We start from the raw sequence: 17,274 nt of genomic DNA, 5'->3' as shown, positions 1-17,274 counted from the left end.
CATGCCCACAATGAACATGCTGCAGGCGATCAATAATGCCCTCGACATCGCTATGGCGGAAGACGAAAAAGTCATCTGCTTTGGCGAAGACGTGGGTATCTTTGGCGGTGTTTTTCGCGCCACCAGCCATCTACAGGAAAAATACGGCAAAGCTCGCTGTTTCAATACGCCACTGGTTGAGCAGGGCATCATTGGCTTTGCCAACGGCTTGGCTGCTCAAGGCTCAGTGCCGGTCGCTGAAATTCAGTTCGCCGACTATATTTTTCCCGCCTTCGACCAGATCGTTAACGAAACTGCCAAGTACCGCTACCGCTCAGGAGATCTGTTTAACGTTGGCGGTTTGACCATTCGGACGCCGTACGGTGGTGGTATTTCCGGCGGGCTTTATCACTCGCAATCGCCCGAGGCTTATTTTACCCATACGCCGGGTTTAAAAGTCGTCGTGCCGCGCAATCCCTATCAAGCCAAAGGACTTTTGCTAGCGGCGATTCGTGACCCAGATCCGGTGCTTTTTTTAGAACCTAAACGGCTTTATCGCGCAGCGGTAGGCGAGGTGCCGGAAGACGATTATCAACTGCCCATTGGCGAAGCCGAAATCATCAAGGAAGGCACTGACATTACCTTGGTGGGCTGGGGTGCGCAAATGGAAGTGATCGGCAAGGCGGTGGAGCTGGCAGAAGAGCAGGGCATTAACTGTGAGGTTATCGACCTGCGTTCGCTGTTGCCCTGGGATGCCGATACGGTGGCTGAATCAGTGCTCAAAACCGGCCGCCTGGTGGTGAGCCATGAAGCGCCACTGACCGGTGGCTTTGCCGGTGAAATCGCCGCGACGATACAGGAACGTTGTTTTCTCTACCTGGAATCGCCCATTGCACGGGTGACCGGGCTGGATACGCCTTTCCCGCTGGTGCTGGAAAAAGAGTATCTGCCCGATCATCTCAAAATCTTTGAAGCGATTCGCGAAAGCGTCAACTTTTAGCGGCTTAAAAGGCCGAAGAACGCATGGGGAGAAACACAATGAGCGATTTTATGCTGCCGGATATCGGCGAAGGCATTGTTGAATGTGAAGTGGTCGAATGGCGCGTCGCGGAAGGCGATCGCATTGAAGAAGATCAGCCCATCGTCGAGGTGATGACCGATAAGGCGCTGGTGGAAATTACCGCACCTGAGGCGGGTGTGGTCAGCAAACTGTATGTCGAGCAGGGGCAAATTGCCAAAGTTCACGCGCCGCTTTATGCCTACCAGGCGGAAGGTGAAGTGACCATCGAGACCAACGCGTCGAAGGATGAACAAGTCGCGCCCCAAGCCTCTCAAGCGTCAAGCACCGGAAAACCAGCCGAGGTGCCAGCGTCTGGATTGTCAACACCTGTAAAAGGGCATGGAAAAGTGCCTGCCAGCCCGGCGGTCAGAAGGCTGGTGCGGGAACATCACCTCAGTCTGGCGGAGATTTCAGGCAGCGGTAAAGAGGGTCGGGTACTCAAGGAAGACGTATTGGCGCACCTAGACCAACCGGCTGAGGCATCAGTGTCGCCCGCTGGGTACACCGCTTCACGAGGGAGTGGTGAAGCGGCCAGAGTCGAGCCACTGCGCGGCATGCGAGCGGTGATGGCCAAGCGTATGGTAGAAGCGGCCAGTACTATTCCGCACTTTCACTATGGCGATGAGATAGACGTGACGGCACTTCTCGCCATGAGAGAGCGTTTGAAGCCTCTAGCAGAGGCTCACGGTGAGCGCTTAACGCTGATGCCGTTTTTCATGAAAGCGATGGCCCTGGCCGTAGCAGAGCAGCCGATTATCAATGCACAACTCAACCCCGCAGGCGATGAACTGCATTACTATGCCCAGTGCAATATCGGCATGGCAGTGGATAGCAAAGCCGGTTTGTTAGTGCCAAATGTAAAAGGCGTTGAACGCTTGACGCTATTGGACATTGCCAGGGAGGTAGGACGCTTAACCAACGCGGCTAGGGAGGGGCGAGTTGATCAGGCCGACCTCAAGGGCGGCACCATCAGCATTTCCAACATTGGGGCGCTGGGAGGGACCTACGCGGCACCAATTATTAACGCTCCAGAAGCCGCCATTGTAGCGCTTGGCAAAACCCAGTGGCTGCCGCGCTTTGATGAACAGGGCGACGTGCAGCGGCGCGCGATCATGACCATCACCTGGGCGGGGGATCACCGGTTTATCGATGGCGGCACTATCGCGCGTTTCTGCAATGCCTGGAAAGCGTTCCTGGAAGCCCCGGAGACCATGCTTCTTCATCTAGGCTAACGCAGGCGAACTATGGCCCAGGCACCGCTTCAGCAGTTCTACATACCCGAAGAACAATCGGTCTATCTGCTGAGTCATCACGATGCCCGAAAACTCAAGGACTGGGTGGCGCTGTGCCAGGCACAGCTTGCCCAGTTGGGGTATCAAGACATTGAGCTGATTGGCAAAGGTGCCTATGGGTTTGTGTTCGCCGGTAGCGCGTCCAGCCTAGGCGCGACCGACCATTATGTATTTAAATTTTCACGTATTACGCTACCCACTCACCTGCAAGAACGCCTGGAAGAAGAGGCTTTCATGCTGGAGCAGGTCTCGCACCCACGCATTCCCAGGCTGATCACCTATCAACGGTCACGAGGTCAATCCATTCTGGTGATGGAACGTGCGCCGGGCTGGAATCTGGAGCAGATATCCCTCAAAGAGGGGCGATTATCGCCCCGTTTGATCATGCGCATTGCGGCCCAGTTGGCGGATATTCTCGCCGCTCTGCGCTGTGAGGCAGGGCCCCAGGCTCGGCCCGTCGTACACGGCGATATCAAACCCTCCAACTTGGTCTTTGACCCTGCTGAGGAGTCCATTGCATTGATTGACTGGGGCTCGTCGGTATTTGCCCAGCTCGATGCCCAGTTGCAGTTCGTCGGCGCTAACGTGATGGAACTGATGTCGGACAACCTGCAACAAACCAATGCTCGGCTGGGCGACGTTTACTTTATCGGCGAAGATCAATTAAACGGCGCGCTTTCTTCACCGCGCTTTGACGAGCAGGGCGTGGCTGGCACTCTTTATGCGTTGGCGTCGGCGCAATCGTGCCGTTTTGGACACCGCGCCATTCCTGCAAACTCCTTGGGCTTGCCCATGGAGTTTGCCCGCACACTCGACGGTATGCTGGATCCTGACCCCCACATTCGCCGCCAGGCCGGCGACTACTTCCTGCAGGCGATGCCTCGCATGGCCAGGGTGGTAATGATTGATCTGCCCGGCCGGGCACAATCACCGCTGGTGCCGGTGTGGGGGCGCCCCGCTGAATATGAAATCGATACCGTCGTGTACAGTTCGCGCAAGGCCTTTCTGCGTGAAGCCAATGCGCCGGAAACCCTTAACGACGTCAACGATGTACAGCTGGACCGCTATTACAAACAGTTCATGCAAGGCATGGGCGAAACAGAAAAAGCTTTTTTGGCCTCGGTCAGTCGCCTTGGTAAATATCCCGTGGTGGGTGGCTTGGCGGTGCGCTGGGAGCGGGAAGGGGTGTATATCGATTCGTCATTAAACCTGCACAACCCTGAGCTTAAGCCCGCGTTTATCGAAGCGGTTAACAATATGGTCCACTTGGCGCGGGCGATTCACCGTCAAGGGGTATTCAAAAGTTGCTTATTTAATGCCCGCCAAACGTTGCACCTGGAAAGGGAAGCAGCCACAGAGCCTTTTTATTGCGAACCGGGTATGGCGATCAGCTATGAAATGAGCGCCGTCCCCGAGCTAGAAGACCAAACGCGGCAGCATAGCTATTTCGAGGATGGCCCTGATCCCGAGGAGCTATTAGTGCTTCCAGCGTCGATTATGCGGGTATTACAGCAACTTAATGAGATACACCACACCGGCATGATCATTTTTGAAGCACTCCCCAGGCACCTCAAAATTCATAGCTACTACCGTCTTCTCGATCCCGTCAGGGAAAATGAGTTTCGTAAGTTACTGGCGCGAATGCTTGCATCGGTAAGCCAAATTGAAGGGTTGGGAGTTTCAGGTTTTATGAAAATGCCCTACAAAGACACCCGCTACTTTACCCATCTGGAAAGCCAGCCCGAACGCTATTATCCGCGTAATCCGCGGGAATATATTAGCAATTGATGTCAGCAATGGCTGCCGGTTGTGAAATCTATGGCTGATAAAACTCCCGCCATGCAGCGTAGGTGCTGAGAAAGACGCGACCGGTGAGGGCGTCGAGAAAGTCACTTTTCTTAAGTTGGTCCATTACAGGGCCTTTTACCTCAGAAAGGTGCAGTTTCACATTTGAATCTTTTAAGCGGGCATTGATGGCGTCAAGGCTCTCGAGGGCCGATGCATCGATCAGGTTAACCGCGGAGCAGATCAACACGACGTGCTCGAGTTCGGGACGACTAGCCACCAAGTTATAGAGGGTATCTTCCAGGTATCGGGCGTTGGCGAAGTAAAGGCTTTCATCAATACGCAGCAGCGCTACACGGCTGACGGTTTCGACATCGTGGCGTTCGACGTTGCGAAAATGCTCTGTATCAGGCACTCGCCCGACCAATGCACTGTGCGGGCGACTGGTGCGGTATAGGTAGAGTGCGATGGACAGGGTAACGCCTCCCAGGATGCCCGCCTCAATACCCTCAACAAGTGTAAGGGTGATGGTTAACGCCATGGCGGAAAAATCGCTGCGCGAATAGCGCCACGTCTGGCGCAGCATGGGAATATCCACGAGGGTTAAAATAGATACGGTAATCGTCGCCGCCAGAGTGGCAATCGGCAGGTAGTAAAGCCAACCGGTAAACGCCATCGTCACCAATGCAATGCCTAGGGCGGCAAAAGCGCCAGCGGCTGGCGTTTGGGCGCCCGCATCGAAATTAATCACCGTGCGTGAAAGGCCCCCGGTGACTGGCATACCGTTGTTGATGGCAGCGGCTATGTTAGTAGCACCGAGCCCGATCAATTCCTGATTAGGGGAAATACGCTGGCGCCGTTTAGCAGCCAACATTTGCCCCATCGAAACCGACTCGACGAAGCCGACCAGGCTGATTAACAAAGCCGGTATGAAAAGCGCTCGCCACAGTGAGGTGTCGGCCCAAGGTAGGCTGAAAGCGGGGAGGCCAGCGGGTACATCACCCACGACGCTGACCCCCTGGTTCGAGAGTCCCCAATACCAAGTAGCCAGCGTGGTGGCAACAACGGCGATAACGGGCCCTGCCTTGGCCACCAGATCAGCCACGCTGTCACGCAGTCCCAGTCGCCGAAGCGTCGATTTTCCATGTCGTCGAAGCCAGACTAAAAACACCAGTGTGCTAACGCCCAAGGCACACGTAGGCACATTGATGGCATTAAGGTGAGGGGTGAGCGTTATCAAGCGTTCGACCAGGGTAAACCCGCTGCTTTCAATGCCTAACAGGCTGCCGAGCTGGCTGACCGCAATCAAAATGCCAGAGGCTGTTAAAAAACCCGAAATCACAGGGTGGCTCAAGAAATTGCTGAAAAAGCCCATTTTGAGTAGCCCCATGGCTACCAGCATGACGCCCGAAAGCAACGACAGTACCAGCGCAGCCTGAAGATAGGCATCGCTACCAGGCGTGGCGACAGCCGAAAGGGCGGCCCCGGTCATCAGCGCAATGATGGCCACCGGGCCAATGGCCAGGGTGCGGCTGGTGCCAAATAGGGTGTATACCAGTTGTGGCAGGATACTGGCGTACAAACCCACTACCGCAGGCAGACCTGCGAGTAGCGCATAAGCGAGCGATTGCGGTATCACCATGACGGTAACAATCAAGCCGGCGAGTAAATCCGCCCCTAGTAACCGTTTATGGTAGTAAGGCAGCCACGAAAGGATGGGCAAGTAGCGCTTTAGCATGAGCTCCAAGGGCGATTCGCCGTCAAATTATCTAAACAATAAGCTACGTCATAGCCTAACGCGAACGTAGCGCTTTATATTAACGCGTTATAAGCCAATTTACGGTACTCGCCGATAAATTCATGCCCTGGACAGGTTCTTCCCCCAAAGTGTTACTTATTTAATCCTGATTAGTGGGTAAGCTTAACGCTAAGCCCATTCAAGGGTTTGGGACCTCATTTCACGTTAATAACAAGAGTACTGACTATGCGTGTCATTCGATGGATGGTTCCCATAGTGCTATTGGCACTTGCCGGCTGGCTGGTGTCTTACGGTACCGTCGGGGGATATATTGCGGTTGGTTTGTCGGCACTTGCCGGTGCACTGAGCGTTTGGATCGCATGGTGGGGACTCTATCAAGCCGATCAGCAGCAGTTAGAAGGCAAGCGCACTGGCAATCGCCTCATGGCGGATTACGCGTCGCTTCGGGCGATGGCGTTTCGACTTATGCGTCGCGCCAGCAGCACCGCTATTGCTTCAGCTGAAGTGTCGCACTATGCCGATTTGATGGACCAGCGTCTCAGTAAGCAAGAAAAAATGGCGCGTGAGTCATCAGCTAGTATGGGCGCGATCAACACAGCCATTATGCAAGTCAGCGCCAGCGCCTCCCAGGTGGCGGCGCTGGCAGAAAGCGCGCGTGAGTCCAGTCACCATAATCAAGAAGCCTTGACTGATATTATCAATGAGATGAGCGAGGTCTCTGAGCAATCCCAGCAAGCACTGGAAATGTTGACGTCGCTCAATGATAAAATTGAGCGCGTTCGCAACGTTACGTCAATGATTGAAGACATTGCCGAACAAACGCATCTATTGTCGCTCAATGCGTCCATTGAAGCCGCACGGGCGGGCGAGCACGGACGCGGGTTTGCGGTAGTGGCCGGAGAGGTTCGTAATCTGGCGCACAAAACGTCAACGGCCACCCAAAGCGTCGATGAACTCGTTAAGGATATGCATCAAAGCGGTCAGAATGTCGTTTCATCAATGGGCAGTTTGATGAGCCGCATTAGCCATCGCTCGGCTGATATGCAGCACGTTGGCACCAGTTTGGGCACTATTACCCAAGAATTTGATCAGGTGCAACGCGAAATCAGCAGTGTAGCGCAAGCCATTGATAATACGCGCGAGCATAGCCAAACCGTCGCGGATACCCTGCATCAGCTAGAGGCGGATGTTGATGAAGGCAACCGCAATATGCACGACCTGGCAAACCAGGCACGTGCTTTGATGGAGGCGGCTGAAGGCGTCGATGGAGAGCTGGCGCAACAGCGTCTTAACGGCCGTCATCAGCAAGTTTTCCATGCGGCGCGTAAAACAGCAGATCGTTTGGGCAAGTTATTTGAAAGTGCTCTTAAACGAGGAGAATTAAGCGAGTCGGCACTTTTTCAGCCTGAATATCAGCAGATCCCCGATACTCAGCCACCGCTTTATCGCACGTCTTTTGATTCTTTCACCGATAAACATCTCCCCGATATTCAAGAACCGTTGCTCAGCCAGCTTGAGCTGAGCTATGCCATTACCTGCGATCGGCAAGGCTATGTGCCAACCCATAATCAGGCGGTGAGCCGTAAACCCACCGGTGACTATGATCACGATTTGAAATTTTGTCGCAGCAAACGTATTTTCGATGATCCTACTGGGCGTCGGTGCGGTGCCCACGAGAAACCATTGCTACTACAAACCTATAAACGTGATACCGGTGAAATTATGCACGATCTATCAGTGCCTATTTATATCAATGGTCGGCACTGGGGAGGGTTTCGCATCGGCTATCAGCCAGAGCGTGAACCAACGCCTCAACTAACAGTTGATGATCAAGAGGCGCTGGCATTACCTAGTCGCCAGTTAGCGAGTGCGTGATTGCCATGCTGACCACGAATAGAGGGCCAGTCCTGTCCAAATCATGACGAACGTCACTAACTGGATAAGACTCAGGGGTTCGTTGAAAATCGTCAGCGCAATAAAAAACTGAATGCTGGGGTTGATGTACATTAGAAACCCCAGCGTGGCGAGACGTAAACGCCGCGCTGCACCCGCGAAAGCCATGAGAGGGAGGGCCGTCATAATGCCACTAGCAACGAGCAGGGCGGTGGTTGGTGTATCGCTTAAAAAATGGGAAACCCCTTGCCAACTCAGCCCTGCCAACGCAAGCAGTGCAATAGGAAACAGCAGTAACGTTTCCACAAAAAGTCCTGATAGACCATCAAGCGGCACTTGTTTGCGAAATAGTCCGTAACTTCCAAAGCTCAATGCCAGTAGCAGACTAATCCACGGCAACTCACCGAGCATGACAAACTGGATGGCGATGGCAAGGCTAGCCAAGCCCAAGGCAACCAGCTGCAGTCGCGCCATTACTTCACGTAGCACCAGTATACCTAGCGCCACGTTCACCAGTGGCGACAAAAAATAGCCTAAACTTGCCTGTAATACTTGATGGGTTTCCACCGAGTAAATGTAAATTCCCCAATTGAATGCGATCAGCAAAGCGCAGGCGAGGACACGCCAGAGTCGCCTGGGTTCCACCAGAGCGGCAACAACGGGAGGCCAGCGACGCAAGAGGCTGATAAGACCCACCAAAAACAGACACGACCACAGAATGCGGTGAATCAGCACCTCGACAGCCGGCACGCCATCAAACAGTGCAAAAAAAAGCGGGAAACAACCCCACATGATATAGGCCGTCAGGGCAAAGGTAACGCCTTTGACTGCTTCAGGATCGCGTGATGGAGTAGGAAGCATAGCAGCCTCATTATTTAAAAATGCTAATCTAACACACCCGTGACAACGTGAGCGGCGTAAAGGAGTGATTCGATGAGCCAACTTAGAACTAGCCTGGTGCAATGCGATTTGCGCTGGGAAAACCCCCACGCCAACCATACCCATCTTGAAACACTGCTTGGCGATCTTGATGGCCGGGATACCGACCTGATTGTGCTTCCCGAAATGTTTGCCACTGGGTTTACGATGAACTCCCGTGAGATGGCGCAGCCCATGGAAGACAGCCAAAGCGTAGCGTGGCTATTGGATCAGGCGCGGTCGCGTAACTGTGTGATGACCGGTAGCGTTGCTATCCAGCAGGGCGGAGAATTCTATAACCGTTTAATCTGGGCGACCCCTCAAGGTGCTCTGACCTACTACGATAAGCGACACCTGTTTCGCATGGCTGGCGAGCATGAACGTTACGACATGGGGGAGCGGCGCAAAATTGTCGAGCTGAACGGTTTTAAAATACTACTGACGGTGTGCTATGACTTAAGATTTCCGGTTTGGCTGCGCCAGCAGCCTACACAAGGCGAGCATTTCGAGTATGATGCGCTGCTGTGCGTTGCCAACTGGCCTGCACCTCGCCGTCAACCCTGGCGTACGCTGTTGCAAGCTCGTGCTATTGAAAACCTGACTTACGTGATTGGCGTTAATCGCGTAGGCGAAGATGCCAAAGGAATGGCTTATAGCGGCGATTCCATGCTGGTGGATTTTAAAGGTGAACCACTTATCGATCATTCAGCGCATACGCCGTTTCTTGAAACGGGATGCCTCAATAAAACGGATTTAGATGCTTTTCGAGAAAAATTTCCTGCCTGGCAAGATGCCGACCGCTTTTCGCTACTGTCAGGAGTCGGCCACTAATGCGTCTTGACCGCTTTTTAAGTGAAACGACCCCGTTAACGCGAAGCTTAGCAAAGCGAGCGCTAAAAAATGGTGAGGTCACCTTGAACGGTGAGCCGATCAAGCAAGCAGCGACACACATTGATACGGAAAACGATGTGGTGGTACATAACGGTGTGACGTTGGCGCTGGTAGGGCTACGTTATATCATGCTGCACAAGCCTGCTGATGTAGAGTGTACTGCTAGGCGAGGGCTCTACCCGCGAGTGATTGACTTGATCGACCTGCCCAAAGCGGAACGCTTGCAGCCCGTCGGTCGTCTTGATGTGGATACCACGGGTTTATTGCTGCTTACCGATGATGGTCAATGGTCGCACCGTGTGACGTCTCCACGTCACCGTTGTGCCAAGGTATATATTGCTGAGCTTGCCGAGCCCATGGAAGGCGCTACCGCTGATTGGGCTATACACCAAGTATCAGAAGGGATCATGCTTGACGGTGAAGAAACGCCGACTCAGCCAGCGACACTGCGTTTTTTGTCGCCGCAACAAGCTGAGCTGACTATCACGGAAGGCCGCTACCATCAGGTTAAACGCATGTTTGTGGCGTTAGGCAACCATGTTGAGGCGCTGCATCGACGTTCCATCGGGGAGCTTGTGTTGACGGACGACTTGGCACCCGGCGAATGGCGCGAACTAACCCCTGACGAAATAGCCAGCTTCTAACTCTTTTATGGCTAACGTTCTGAGTTACTTGAATCGCTGAATAGTAACCTCTTTATTTAGTTTTATACCGTTATCTTTGTTTCTAAAGCTAACACGCAAAAGACTGAGAGAACCTGGGTGGCGCAGAATATTAGCCAACAAAGTCTTTTAGGTAAGCAGCCTCTATAAGTGCCTTGGTATACGGATGTTGAGGAGAGGCAAGCAGCTCCAGGCAAGGGCCTTGCTCGACCACTTCGCCTTCTTTAAGCACCATAACTCGGTGCGCCATGGCGCGGACCACTGCTAGATCATGGCTGATAAACAGATAACTAAGCTGGCGCCGTGCCTGAAGTTCACGCAACAGCGTCACCAGCTGTTTTTGAACGGTGCGATCCAACGCAGAGGTTGGTTCGTCCAATACCAACAGCTCAGGCTCGAGGATAATTGCCCGGGCGACAGCGATGCGCTGGCGCTGACCACCGGAAAATTCATGTGGGTAGCGCGCCGCACAGCTTTCCGGCAGCCCAACCTCGCTCAACGTTTGATGGACACGCTGAGTAACTTCCGTATCGGATAAATCAGGAGAGTGGAAGCGCAATCCTTCACTGACGATATCAAATACCGGCATGCGCGGTGATAATGCGCCATAAGGATCTTGGAATACCATCTGCAATCGATGGCGCTGGCGGCGCAAATCGTTACCGCTCAGTTGGCTCAAGGGCGCCTCACCAAGGGTAATATCCCCCTGGCTAGCGACTAGGCGCATGATCGCGGAGGCGAGGGTGGTTTTCCCCGAGCCCGATTCGCCCACGATGCCCAACGTTTCACCCGGGGCGACCGTTAAATCGGTGGCTTTTACCGCTTCAAATGCGGGCGGCTGGCGCTTGAATAAACCGGTTTTGGGCCGTTTAAAGCTGACGCTTAGCTGACGTACAGTCAGTAACGGTGGGCTCTCAGTAACCGGTGATGGTCGTCCTTCCGGCTCAGCGGCCAGAAGACGCTGGGTGTATTCGCTCTGTGGCTGCTCAAAAACGCGCTCGACAGGCCCCGATTCTTGAATTTTCCCCTGATACATGACGCATACGCGGTCTGCGTGACGGCGTACCAGATTAAGATCGTGACTAATCAGCAACAACCCCATGCCATGCTGGTCGCGTAGCTCTTTAAGCAATCTCAGAATGTCTTGCTGGACAGTGACGTCAAGCGCTGTGGTGGGCTCATCGGCGATCAGCAACGATGGATTATTGGCAATGGCCATGGCAATCATTACCCGCTGACGTTGACCACCTGATAGCTGATGAGGCCAAACATCAAGCAGTTCTTCAGATCGGGGTAGTTTAACCTGTTCGAGTAATGTTTTAGCCTTTGCTCGCGCAGCCTTTCCAGTGAGCCCTTGATGCAAACGAAGGGACTCGCCAATTTGCTTACCAATGCGATGGAGTGGGTTAAGCGATGTCATAGGCTCTTGGAAGACAACGCCCACTTTATTACCGCGCAAGTCGTTCCACTCGGCGTTGCTAAGCAAATCTAAGCGCGCGCCATTTAACCGTCGTTCACCGCTTACCTGAGCATTGGCAGGCAATAAGTTCATTAGCCCAAGGGCGGATACCGACTTACCCGAGCCGGACTCGCCGACAATCGCCAGTGTTTCACCTGCATGAAGTTCCAGGGAAAGTGAGTCGACAACACTAGTACCGTTAAAGGCAACGCTTAGGTTATCGACGCAAAGTAGGGGCTCAGGCATGATGCGCTTCCTTAGCGGGCGACGGGCTTAGTTGAACGTGGCGAGGATCAAAGGCATCACGCAAGCCTTCGCCAATAAATACCAGTAACGACAGCATGGTGGCTAAGGTTATAAAGGCGGTAATGCCCAGCCATGGGGCATGCAGGTTGTTTTTCCCCTGTGCGGCAAGTTCGCCCAGTGAAGGAGAACCAGGCGGCAGTCCAAACCCTAGAAAATCCAGTGCGGTTAAGGTACCGATCGCACCGGTAAATAGGAAAGGAATAAACGTCAGGGTAGCCACCATGGCATTGGGGAGTACATGCCGCCACATGATCAAGCGAGAGGGCAGCCCCATGGCCTTTGCCGCGCGAACATACTCAAGGTTCCGCGCGCGTAAAAACTCGGCCCGGACAATATCCACCAGCCCAAGCCAAGAAAACAGCAGCATAATACCCAGTAGCCACCAAAAACCAGGTTGCACAAAACTAGCCAGAATAATCAGCAGAAATAGCACAGGAAGGCCTGACCATATTTCGGTGATGCGCTGGCCCACCAAATCAACCTTGCCGCCAAAGTAGCCTTGCACACCACCCACCATAACTCCTATTACCAGAGAACCGGCGGTTAATACCAGAGCAAAAGCAACCGAGAGGCGAAAGCCATAGATTACCCGGGCGAGTACATCACGGCCTTGATCATCGGTGCCGAGCCAATGGCGTTCGTCGGGTGGCGCAGGCGAAGGCTGGGTCATCTGCATGTCGAGCGTTTGGTAGGAAAACGGGATCAGCGGCCATAGCGCCCAGCCATTTTCCGCTATCTGCTGCTGGACAAAGGGGTCCAGGTAGTCGGTACGTGTGGGCAAAAAACCGTCAAACTCGGTTTCCGGGTAGTCGACCAGCAGCGGCACATACCACTCGCCATCATACTGCATGACGATTGGCTTGTCGTTGGCAATCAGCTCAGCAAACAGGCTAAGCACAAATACAACGCTAAACACCCATAGCGATACCCAGGCCCGTCGGTTCGATCTGAATGCCGCCAGACGACGCTTGGTGATAGGTGAAAATCGAGACGAAAAGGCAGCCATGATCACGATTCCCGTGTTGCAAAGTCGATGCGCGGGTCCACCCACACATATGTCAGGTCCGACACCAGCTTGAGCAGCAAGCCAATCAACGTATAGAGAAACAGGGTGCCAAAAATGACCGGATAGTCGCGCTGCATGACCGCTTCAAACCCCAGCAGGCCGAGGCCGTCGAGGGAGAAAATCACCTCGATCAGCAGCGAGCCGGTGAAGAAAATGCCGATCAGGGCTGAGGGCAGGCCGGCGATAATGATCAGCATGGCATTGCGAAACACATGACCGTAGAGAATACGTCGCTCATCGGCGCCTTTGGCGCGGGCGGTGAGCACGTATTGCTTATGGATTTCATCCAGGAAGCTGTTTTTGGTCAGCATGGTGAGCGTGGCAAAACTGCCGATCGCGGCGGCAATCACGGGGAGGGTGATATGCCAGAAATAGTCCTTGATTTTGCCCCAGATGGAGAGCTGGTCGAAATCCGGTGATGTCAGCCCCCTGAGCGGAAACCAGTCCAGGTAGGTGCCGCCGGCAAACACCACAATCAGCAAAATGGCGAATAAAAACCCGGGAATGGCATAGCCGACGATCACCAGGCCAGAGGTCCAGACGTCAAAGCGCGAGCCGTGACGTAGCGCTTTACGAACGCCGAGCGGAATCGAGATCAGGTAGACCAGCAGCGTCGTCCAGAGCCCCAGTGAGATCGACACCGGCAGGCGCTCGATCATCAGTTCCGTGACGGGGCGGTCACGGAAGAAACTGGTGCCAAAGTCGAACGTCAGATAGTCGCCCATCATGCCCAGAAAACGCTCATGGGCGGGCTTGTCAAAGCCGAACTGCTGTTCGAGCTGCTCGATGAAGCGCGGGTCAATCCCGCGAGCTCCGCGTGACTCGTCGTTCACCTGGACATCCGCGCCGCCCATGTCCAAGCGTGTGCTGGCCATGGCATCGGCGCCTTCGAAGCGTGCCAGCATCTGATCGATCGGGCCGCCGGGCGCAGCCTGCACGATAATGAAATTGAGCAGCATGATGCCTATCAGAGTAGGTATCATCAGCAGCAGTCGACGTAGCGTGTAGCGTGCCACAGCGTTCTCCTCACACCGGCTCAGCGTCGGGATTGACGCTGTAAAGCGGCTTCACGTTCGGGGTCTACCCACCACGCGTCTAGATCCATGGCATATTCAGGGAAAGGATCGGGATAACCGAATTTATCCCAAATGGCGATCCGCGTCTCGCCTGAATGGTAATGAGGAATAACATAAAATCCCCAGCGCAACACCCGATCCAACGTCCGGGTAATGGTATTCAGTTCTTCGCGGTCGTCAGCGCGGATAAGCTGCTCGACCAGGTCATCGACCGCCGGATGCGCAAGGCCCATGCGGTTGCGACTCTGGGGTGAATCGGCCGCTTGGCTGGTCCAGAAGTCACGCTGCTCATTCCCCGGATTATTGGACTGCGGAAAATGGCTGACCACCATGTCAAAGTCGAAATTGCGCTGACGGTTGTGATACTGGTTGATATCGACAATACGTAACGACGTCTGCACGCCCAGGCGGGCCATGTTACGCAGCGTAGGCTGAACCACGCGCTCCATGCCTGAATCGTAGAGCAGGACTTCCAGACTCAACGGCTCTCCGGTGTCCTGGTGGACGAGAACGCCGTCCTCCACTCGGTATCCCGCCTCACGGAGCAGGTCCAGGGCAAGCCGCAGGCGTTCACGAAGGTCCTCGGGGTGGTCGATCGGCAGGGCCTCGGTGAACAGTCGGTCGGATTGATGGGAGTCCAGCAACGCTTCACGGTGTGGCTCCAGCAGTTCGAGGGCAGCGTCGCTGGGCGGCCCTTCGGCTTCCATCTCGGAGTTCTGGAAGAAGCTCTCGGTACGTTGATAGGTATCGTAGAAAATATTGGTATTCAGCCAGGAGAAATCAAACGCCAGACTGAGCGCTTCGCGAACCCGCGGGTCCTGGAATTTTTCCTTGCGCAGATTGAACACGAACCCCTGCATCATGGACGGATTCGCGTCGGGTACCGTGATGCGCTTGACCAGTCCCTCTTCATAGGCAGGAAAGTCATAGCCAATGGCCCAGGTGGCGGCACGGGCATCGGTGCGAAAATCTGTCAGTCCGGCCTTGAAAGCTTCCCAGGCAATCTCCCGGTCTCGGTAGTAATCGTAGATCACCCGGTCGATATTGTTGCGGCCCACGTTCACCGGCAGGTCTTTTGCCCAATAGTCTTCGTCGCGCTCGTAGACGATCTGCCGTCCCGGGTCCACTTCACTGATCTTGTAGGGGCCTGAGCCGGGGTGAATGGCCAGGGAGGGCGCGCTAAAATCATGCTGCTCCCAGTAGTGGCGCGGCAGAATGGGCAATTGGGCCACGATGAGCGGCAACTCCCGGGATTCGGTGTCGGTCAGGGTGAAGCGTACCTGGTGCTCATTGAGCGCGACGGCCTGCTCGACGCCTGCATAGTAGCTGCTGTAGAACGGATTGCCTTCCTCACGCAACAGGTTCAGCGAAAATACCACGTCGTAGGCGGTGACCGGCTCACCGTCATGAAAGCGCGCCTCTGGGCGAATATCAAACTCGATCCATTCGCGATCGGGGTCTAGGCGCACGCCTTCGGCGAGTAGGCCGTAAAGGCTGAAGGGCTCGTTGGGGTTGCTCGCCATCAAGGTGTCATAAATCCGCGATACGCCGGTTGCCGGGGTGCCGCGAGTAATGAATGGGTTTGTCGAGTCGAAACTGCCGCCCACGGCCGTGTGCGTGATACTGCCGCCTTTAGGGGCGTCTGGGTTGACGTGAGAAAAGTGTTCGAAATCCTCATCCAGCGCCGGTGAGCCGTAAAGCGAAAGCGCGTGGCGCGTTTCGATAGGCGCGGTGCCGTCCGTGGCCGTGGGGGCAATATCCGTGTCGCTATAGGCGAAAGAGCTTGCCAGTGAGCAGAGCACAAGCAAGGCGTTCCGGGCAATGCATAAAGCGGGACGCACAATAACGCCACAGTGCATGGGGCAGTTTCCCTATTAACAAGGCGGATAATCTCAACGTTCTGAAAGTGTCAGGAGTTGACCCGCTTGTAAAGCATCCGGACTGTCAATCGCGTTTAAGCGCATTAACTCCTGGGCGCTCAGGTTATAGCGACTGGCGATTGTCGATAAGCTGTCGCCACTTTCCACACGGTAAGTGTCCGGCGCGTTGTCTCGGGTAGCGGTCTGACGATTACTACTATCGTTAGAAAGCTCAGCCAACATTTGTTGATCCACGTCTTCCGGAACCAGCAGCGTTTGAGCGCTTGACGGGTTGAGCGCACCATTTATAAGACCAGGATTGAGCTCAGCCAACGCCGATTTTTCTACGTCCAATAGCTGGGAGGCTTCAGTCAAGGTAACTGAATGCTCAAGCTTCACCTTGGCAAAAGCGGGCTCCGTATGAATTTCAGGCAAGCTGATGTCGTAGCGCTCTGGGTCATCAATAATGGTGGCAATAGCGAGCAATTTTGGCAGGTACTGCATGGTCTCTTGAGGCAGGCTCAGATCCCAGTATTCACCGGTTAGGCCCTCGCTCTCGGCGCGCTGCTTAGCTTTATTGACCGTACCTGCGCCTGCGTTGTAGGCGGCGACCGATAGTTGCAAATCACCTTCGTACCACTGATCGGCCTGCGTTTCGAGATAGTCAAGCGCCGCATTGGTTGAGGAGACAACGTCCAGTCTGCCATCGTAGTTCCCATTGCGCACGAGTCCTAAGGCATCGCCGGTGCCGGGCATAAACTGCCATAGCCCGGCAGCGCCACTATGGCTGCGCGCGCCGGGGTCAAATGAGCTTTCCACGAAAGGAATGAGGGCCATCTCTCCCGGCAAATTGCGCTCACTGATTTGCTGAGTGATCCAGGCAAGCCATGGACTTGCGCGTTCGGTGATTTCAACAATGTTTTCCGGGCGTGATCTGTAGTGATCAATCCATTCATCTACACGTGCTTGAGCCTCGGCGGGCAACGATTGCTCACGCCAGTGGAAGCTTTCGCGCAGTTTCCCCCAAGCATCCTGCGGCTCCAGCATAAGTTCTTCCCAGAAATGCATTTGGAAAGATGAGGGGCGAGCGTTACGCGACTCGTTAGTCGCGCTGGACGTTGAGGTAGCGCGGGGAGAGGTATCATAGCTAGTCGCAGAGGCCTGCGAGTTTGCCGCAGCTGCCAAAAGCAGGCTCATGATCACTGTACTACCGGCGCTTAATAATAGGCGTTGGCGAATCGTGCGATACGTCATAGTGGGTTACGTCGT

Annotated in this window: 13 protein-coding genes; 6 read left to right on the top strand and 7 right to left on the bottom strand. The window is 54.6% G+C overall.

Going from position 1 to position 17,274, the window contains the following annotated elements; all coding sequences use genetic code 11:
- The first annotated feature begins 1 nt into the window (after position 1).
- Genes CPH17_RS03440 through CPH17_RS03430 form a run of 3 tightly spaced genes read left to right on the top strand, consistent with a single transcriptional unit; the run spans position 2 to position 4,119 of the window.
- Positions 2-979 (top strand): alpha-ketoacid dehydrogenase subunit beta, encoded by a 978-nt coding sequence (locus CPH17_RS03440; RefSeq protein ID WP_074396305.1) that lies wholly within the window; start codon positions 2-4, stop codon positions 977-979.
- Positions 980-1,017: 38 nt separating this feature from the next.
- Positions 1,018-2,271: a 2-oxo acid dehydrogenase subunit E2 gene (locus tag CPH17_RS03435; RefSeq protein ID WP_074396306.1), complete on the top strand. Its 1,254-nt coding sequence runs from the start codon at positions 1,018-1,020 to the stop codon at positions 2,269-2,271.
- Positions 2,272-2,283: 12 nt separating this feature from the next.
- Positions 2,284-4,119, top strand: coding sequence for a protein kinase domain-containing protein (locus CPH17_RS03430; protein ID WP_074396307.1), 1,836 nt, complete (start codon positions 2,284-2,286; stop codon positions 4,117-4,119).
- Positions 4,120-4,147: 28 nt separating this feature from the next.
- Here the strand turns inward: CPH17_RS03430 and CPH17_RS03425 are convergent, their stop codons facing one another.
- Complete coding sequence (locus CPH17_RS03425; protein ID WP_074396308.1) at positions 4,148-5,854, bottom strand: SulP family inorganic anion transporter; 1,707 nt, start codon at positions 5,852-5,854, stop codon at positions 4,148-4,150.
- A 246-nt stretch (positions 5,855-6,100) separates the two neighbouring features.
- On the opposite strand from CPH17_RS03425, the gene CPH17_RS03420 reads away from it, so the two are divergent.
- Positions 6,101-7,750 (top strand): methyl-accepting chemotaxis protein, encoded by a 1,650-nt coding sequence (locus CPH17_RS03420; RefSeq protein ID WP_074396309.1) that lies wholly within the window; start codon positions 6,101-6,103, stop codon positions 7,748-7,750.
- Here CPH17_RS03420 and rarD read toward each other — a convergent pair.
- Positions 7,736-8,629: an EamA family transporter RarD gene (gene rarD / locus CPH17_RS03415; protein WP_074396310.1), complete on the bottom strand. Its 894-nt coding sequence runs from the start codon at positions 8,627-8,629 to the stop codon at positions 7,736-7,738. The genes CPH17_RS03420 and rarD overlap by 15 nt on opposite strands.
- 72 nt (positions 8,630-8,701) lie before the next feature.
- Between rarD and CPH17_RS03410 the strand changes: the two genes are divergently transcribed.
- Both CPH17_RS03410 and CPH17_RS03405 read left to right on the top strand, forming a co-directional pair.
- Positions 8,702-9,517 (top strand): amidohydrolase, encoded by an 816-nt coding sequence (locus CPH17_RS03410; protein WP_074396311.1) that lies wholly within the window; start codon positions 8,702-8,704, stop codon positions 9,515-9,517.
- On the top strand, positions 9,517-10,221 hold the full coding sequence (locus CPH17_RS03405; RefSeq protein WP_074396312.1) for a pseudouridine synthase: 705 nt from the start codon (positions 9,517-9,519) through the stop codon (positions 10,219-10,221). Before CPH17_RS03410 ends, CPH17_RS03405 begins: the two co-directional genes overlap by 1 nt.
- Positions 10,222-10,351: 130 nt before the next feature.
- Here the strand turns inward: CPH17_RS03405 and CPH17_RS03400 are convergent, their stop codons facing one another.
- The 5 genes from CPH17_RS03400 to CPH17_RS03380 are packed head-to-tail and all read right to left on the bottom strand — an operon-like array spanning position 10,352 to position 17,259.
- Positions 10,352-11,944, bottom strand: a complete 1,593-nt coding sequence (locus CPH17_RS03400) for an ABC transporter ATP-binding protein (RefSeq protein WP_096298265.1) — start codon at positions 11,942-11,944, stop codon at positions 10,352-10,354.
- Positions 11,937-13,010, bottom strand: coding sequence for an ABC transporter permease (locus tag CPH17_RS03395; protein ID WP_096298263.1), 1,074 nt, complete (start codon positions 13,008-13,010; stop codon positions 11,937-11,939). Before CPH17_RS03395 ends, CPH17_RS03400 begins: the two co-directional genes overlap by 8 nt.
- Before the next feature lie 2 nt (positions 13,011-13,012).
- The gene (locus CPH17_RS03390; protein WP_074396315.1) at positions 13,013-14,086 is read right to left on the bottom strand and encodes a microcin C ABC transporter permease YejB; all 1,074 of its coding nucleotides are present in this window, start codon (positions 14,084-14,086) and stop codon (positions 13,013-13,015) included.
- Between the two features lie 20 nt (positions 14,087-14,106).
- Positions 14,107-16,005 (bottom strand): extracellular solute-binding protein, encoded by a 1,899-nt coding sequence (locus tag CPH17_RS03385; RefSeq protein WP_074396316.1) that lies wholly within the window; start codon positions 16,003-16,005, stop codon positions 14,107-14,109.
- A 33-nt stretch (positions 16,006-16,038) separates the two neighbouring features.
- Positions 16,039-17,259: a transglycosylase SLT domain-containing protein gene (locus tag CPH17_RS03380; protein ID WP_074396317.1), complete on the bottom strand. Its 1,221-nt coding sequence runs from the start codon at positions 17,257-17,259 to the stop codon at positions 16,039-16,041.
- Positions 17,260-17,274: the final 15 nt, after the last annotated feature.

Origin of the sequence: Halomonas sp. hl-4, from assembly GCF_900215475.1 — a bacterium.
GTDB lineage: Bacteria > Pseudomonadota > Gammaproteobacteria > Pseudomonadales > Halomonadaceae > Vreelandella.
This window is presented reverse-complemented; position numbering and strand designations above follow the sequence as displayed.

Excerpts from the sequence above, each read along its gene's own strand:
- CPH17_RS03380 (WP_074396317.1), bottom strand. The coding sequence starts at position 17,259 with ATGACGTATCGCACGATTCGCCAACGCCTATTATTAAGCGCCGGTAGT.
- rarD (WP_074396310.1), bottom strand. The coding sequence starts at position 8,629 with ATGCTTCCTACTCCATCACGCGATCCTGAAGCAGTCAAAGGCGTTACC.
- CPH17_RS03400 (WP_096298265.1), bottom strand. The coding sequence starts at position 11,944 with ATGCCTGAGCCCCTACTTTGCGTCGATAACCTAAGCGTTGCCTTTAAC.
- CPH17_RS03435 (WP_074396306.1), top strand. The coding sequence starts at position 1,018 with ATGAGCGATTTTATGCTGCCGGATATCGGCGAAGGCATTGTTGAATGT.
- CPH17_RS03395 (WP_096298263.1), bottom strand. The coding sequence starts at position 13,010 with ATGGCTGCCTTTTCGTCTCGATTTTCACCTATCACCAAGCGTCGTCTG.
- CPH17_RS03420 (WP_074396309.1), top strand. The coding sequence starts at position 6,101 with ATGCGTGTCATTCGATGGATGGTTCCCATAGTGCTATTGGCACTTGCC.
- CPH17_RS03405 (WP_074396312.1), top strand. The coding sequence starts at position 9,517 with ATGCGTCTTGACCGCTTTTTAAGTGAAACGACCCCGTTAACGCGAAGC.
- CPH17_RS03430 (WP_074396307.1), top strand. The coding sequence starts at position 2,284 with ATGGCCCAGGCACCGCTTCAGCAGTTCTACATACCCGAAGAACAATCG.
- CPH17_RS03425 (WP_074396308.1), bottom strand. The coding sequence starts at position 5,854 with ATGCTAAAGCGCTACTTGCCCATCCTTTCGTGGCTGCCTTACTACCAT.
- CPH17_RS03410 (WP_074396311.1), top strand. The coding sequence starts at position 8,702 with ATGAGCCAACTTAGAACTAGCCTGGTGCAATGCGATTTGCGCTGGGAA.
- CPH17_RS03385 (WP_074396316.1), bottom strand. The coding sequence starts at position 16,005 with ATGCACTGTGGCGTTATTGTGCGTCCCGCTTTATGCATTGCCCGGAAC.
- CPH17_RS03440 (WP_074396305.1), top strand. The coding sequence starts at position 2 with ATGCCCACAATGAACATGCTGCAGGCGATCAATAATGCCCTCGACATC.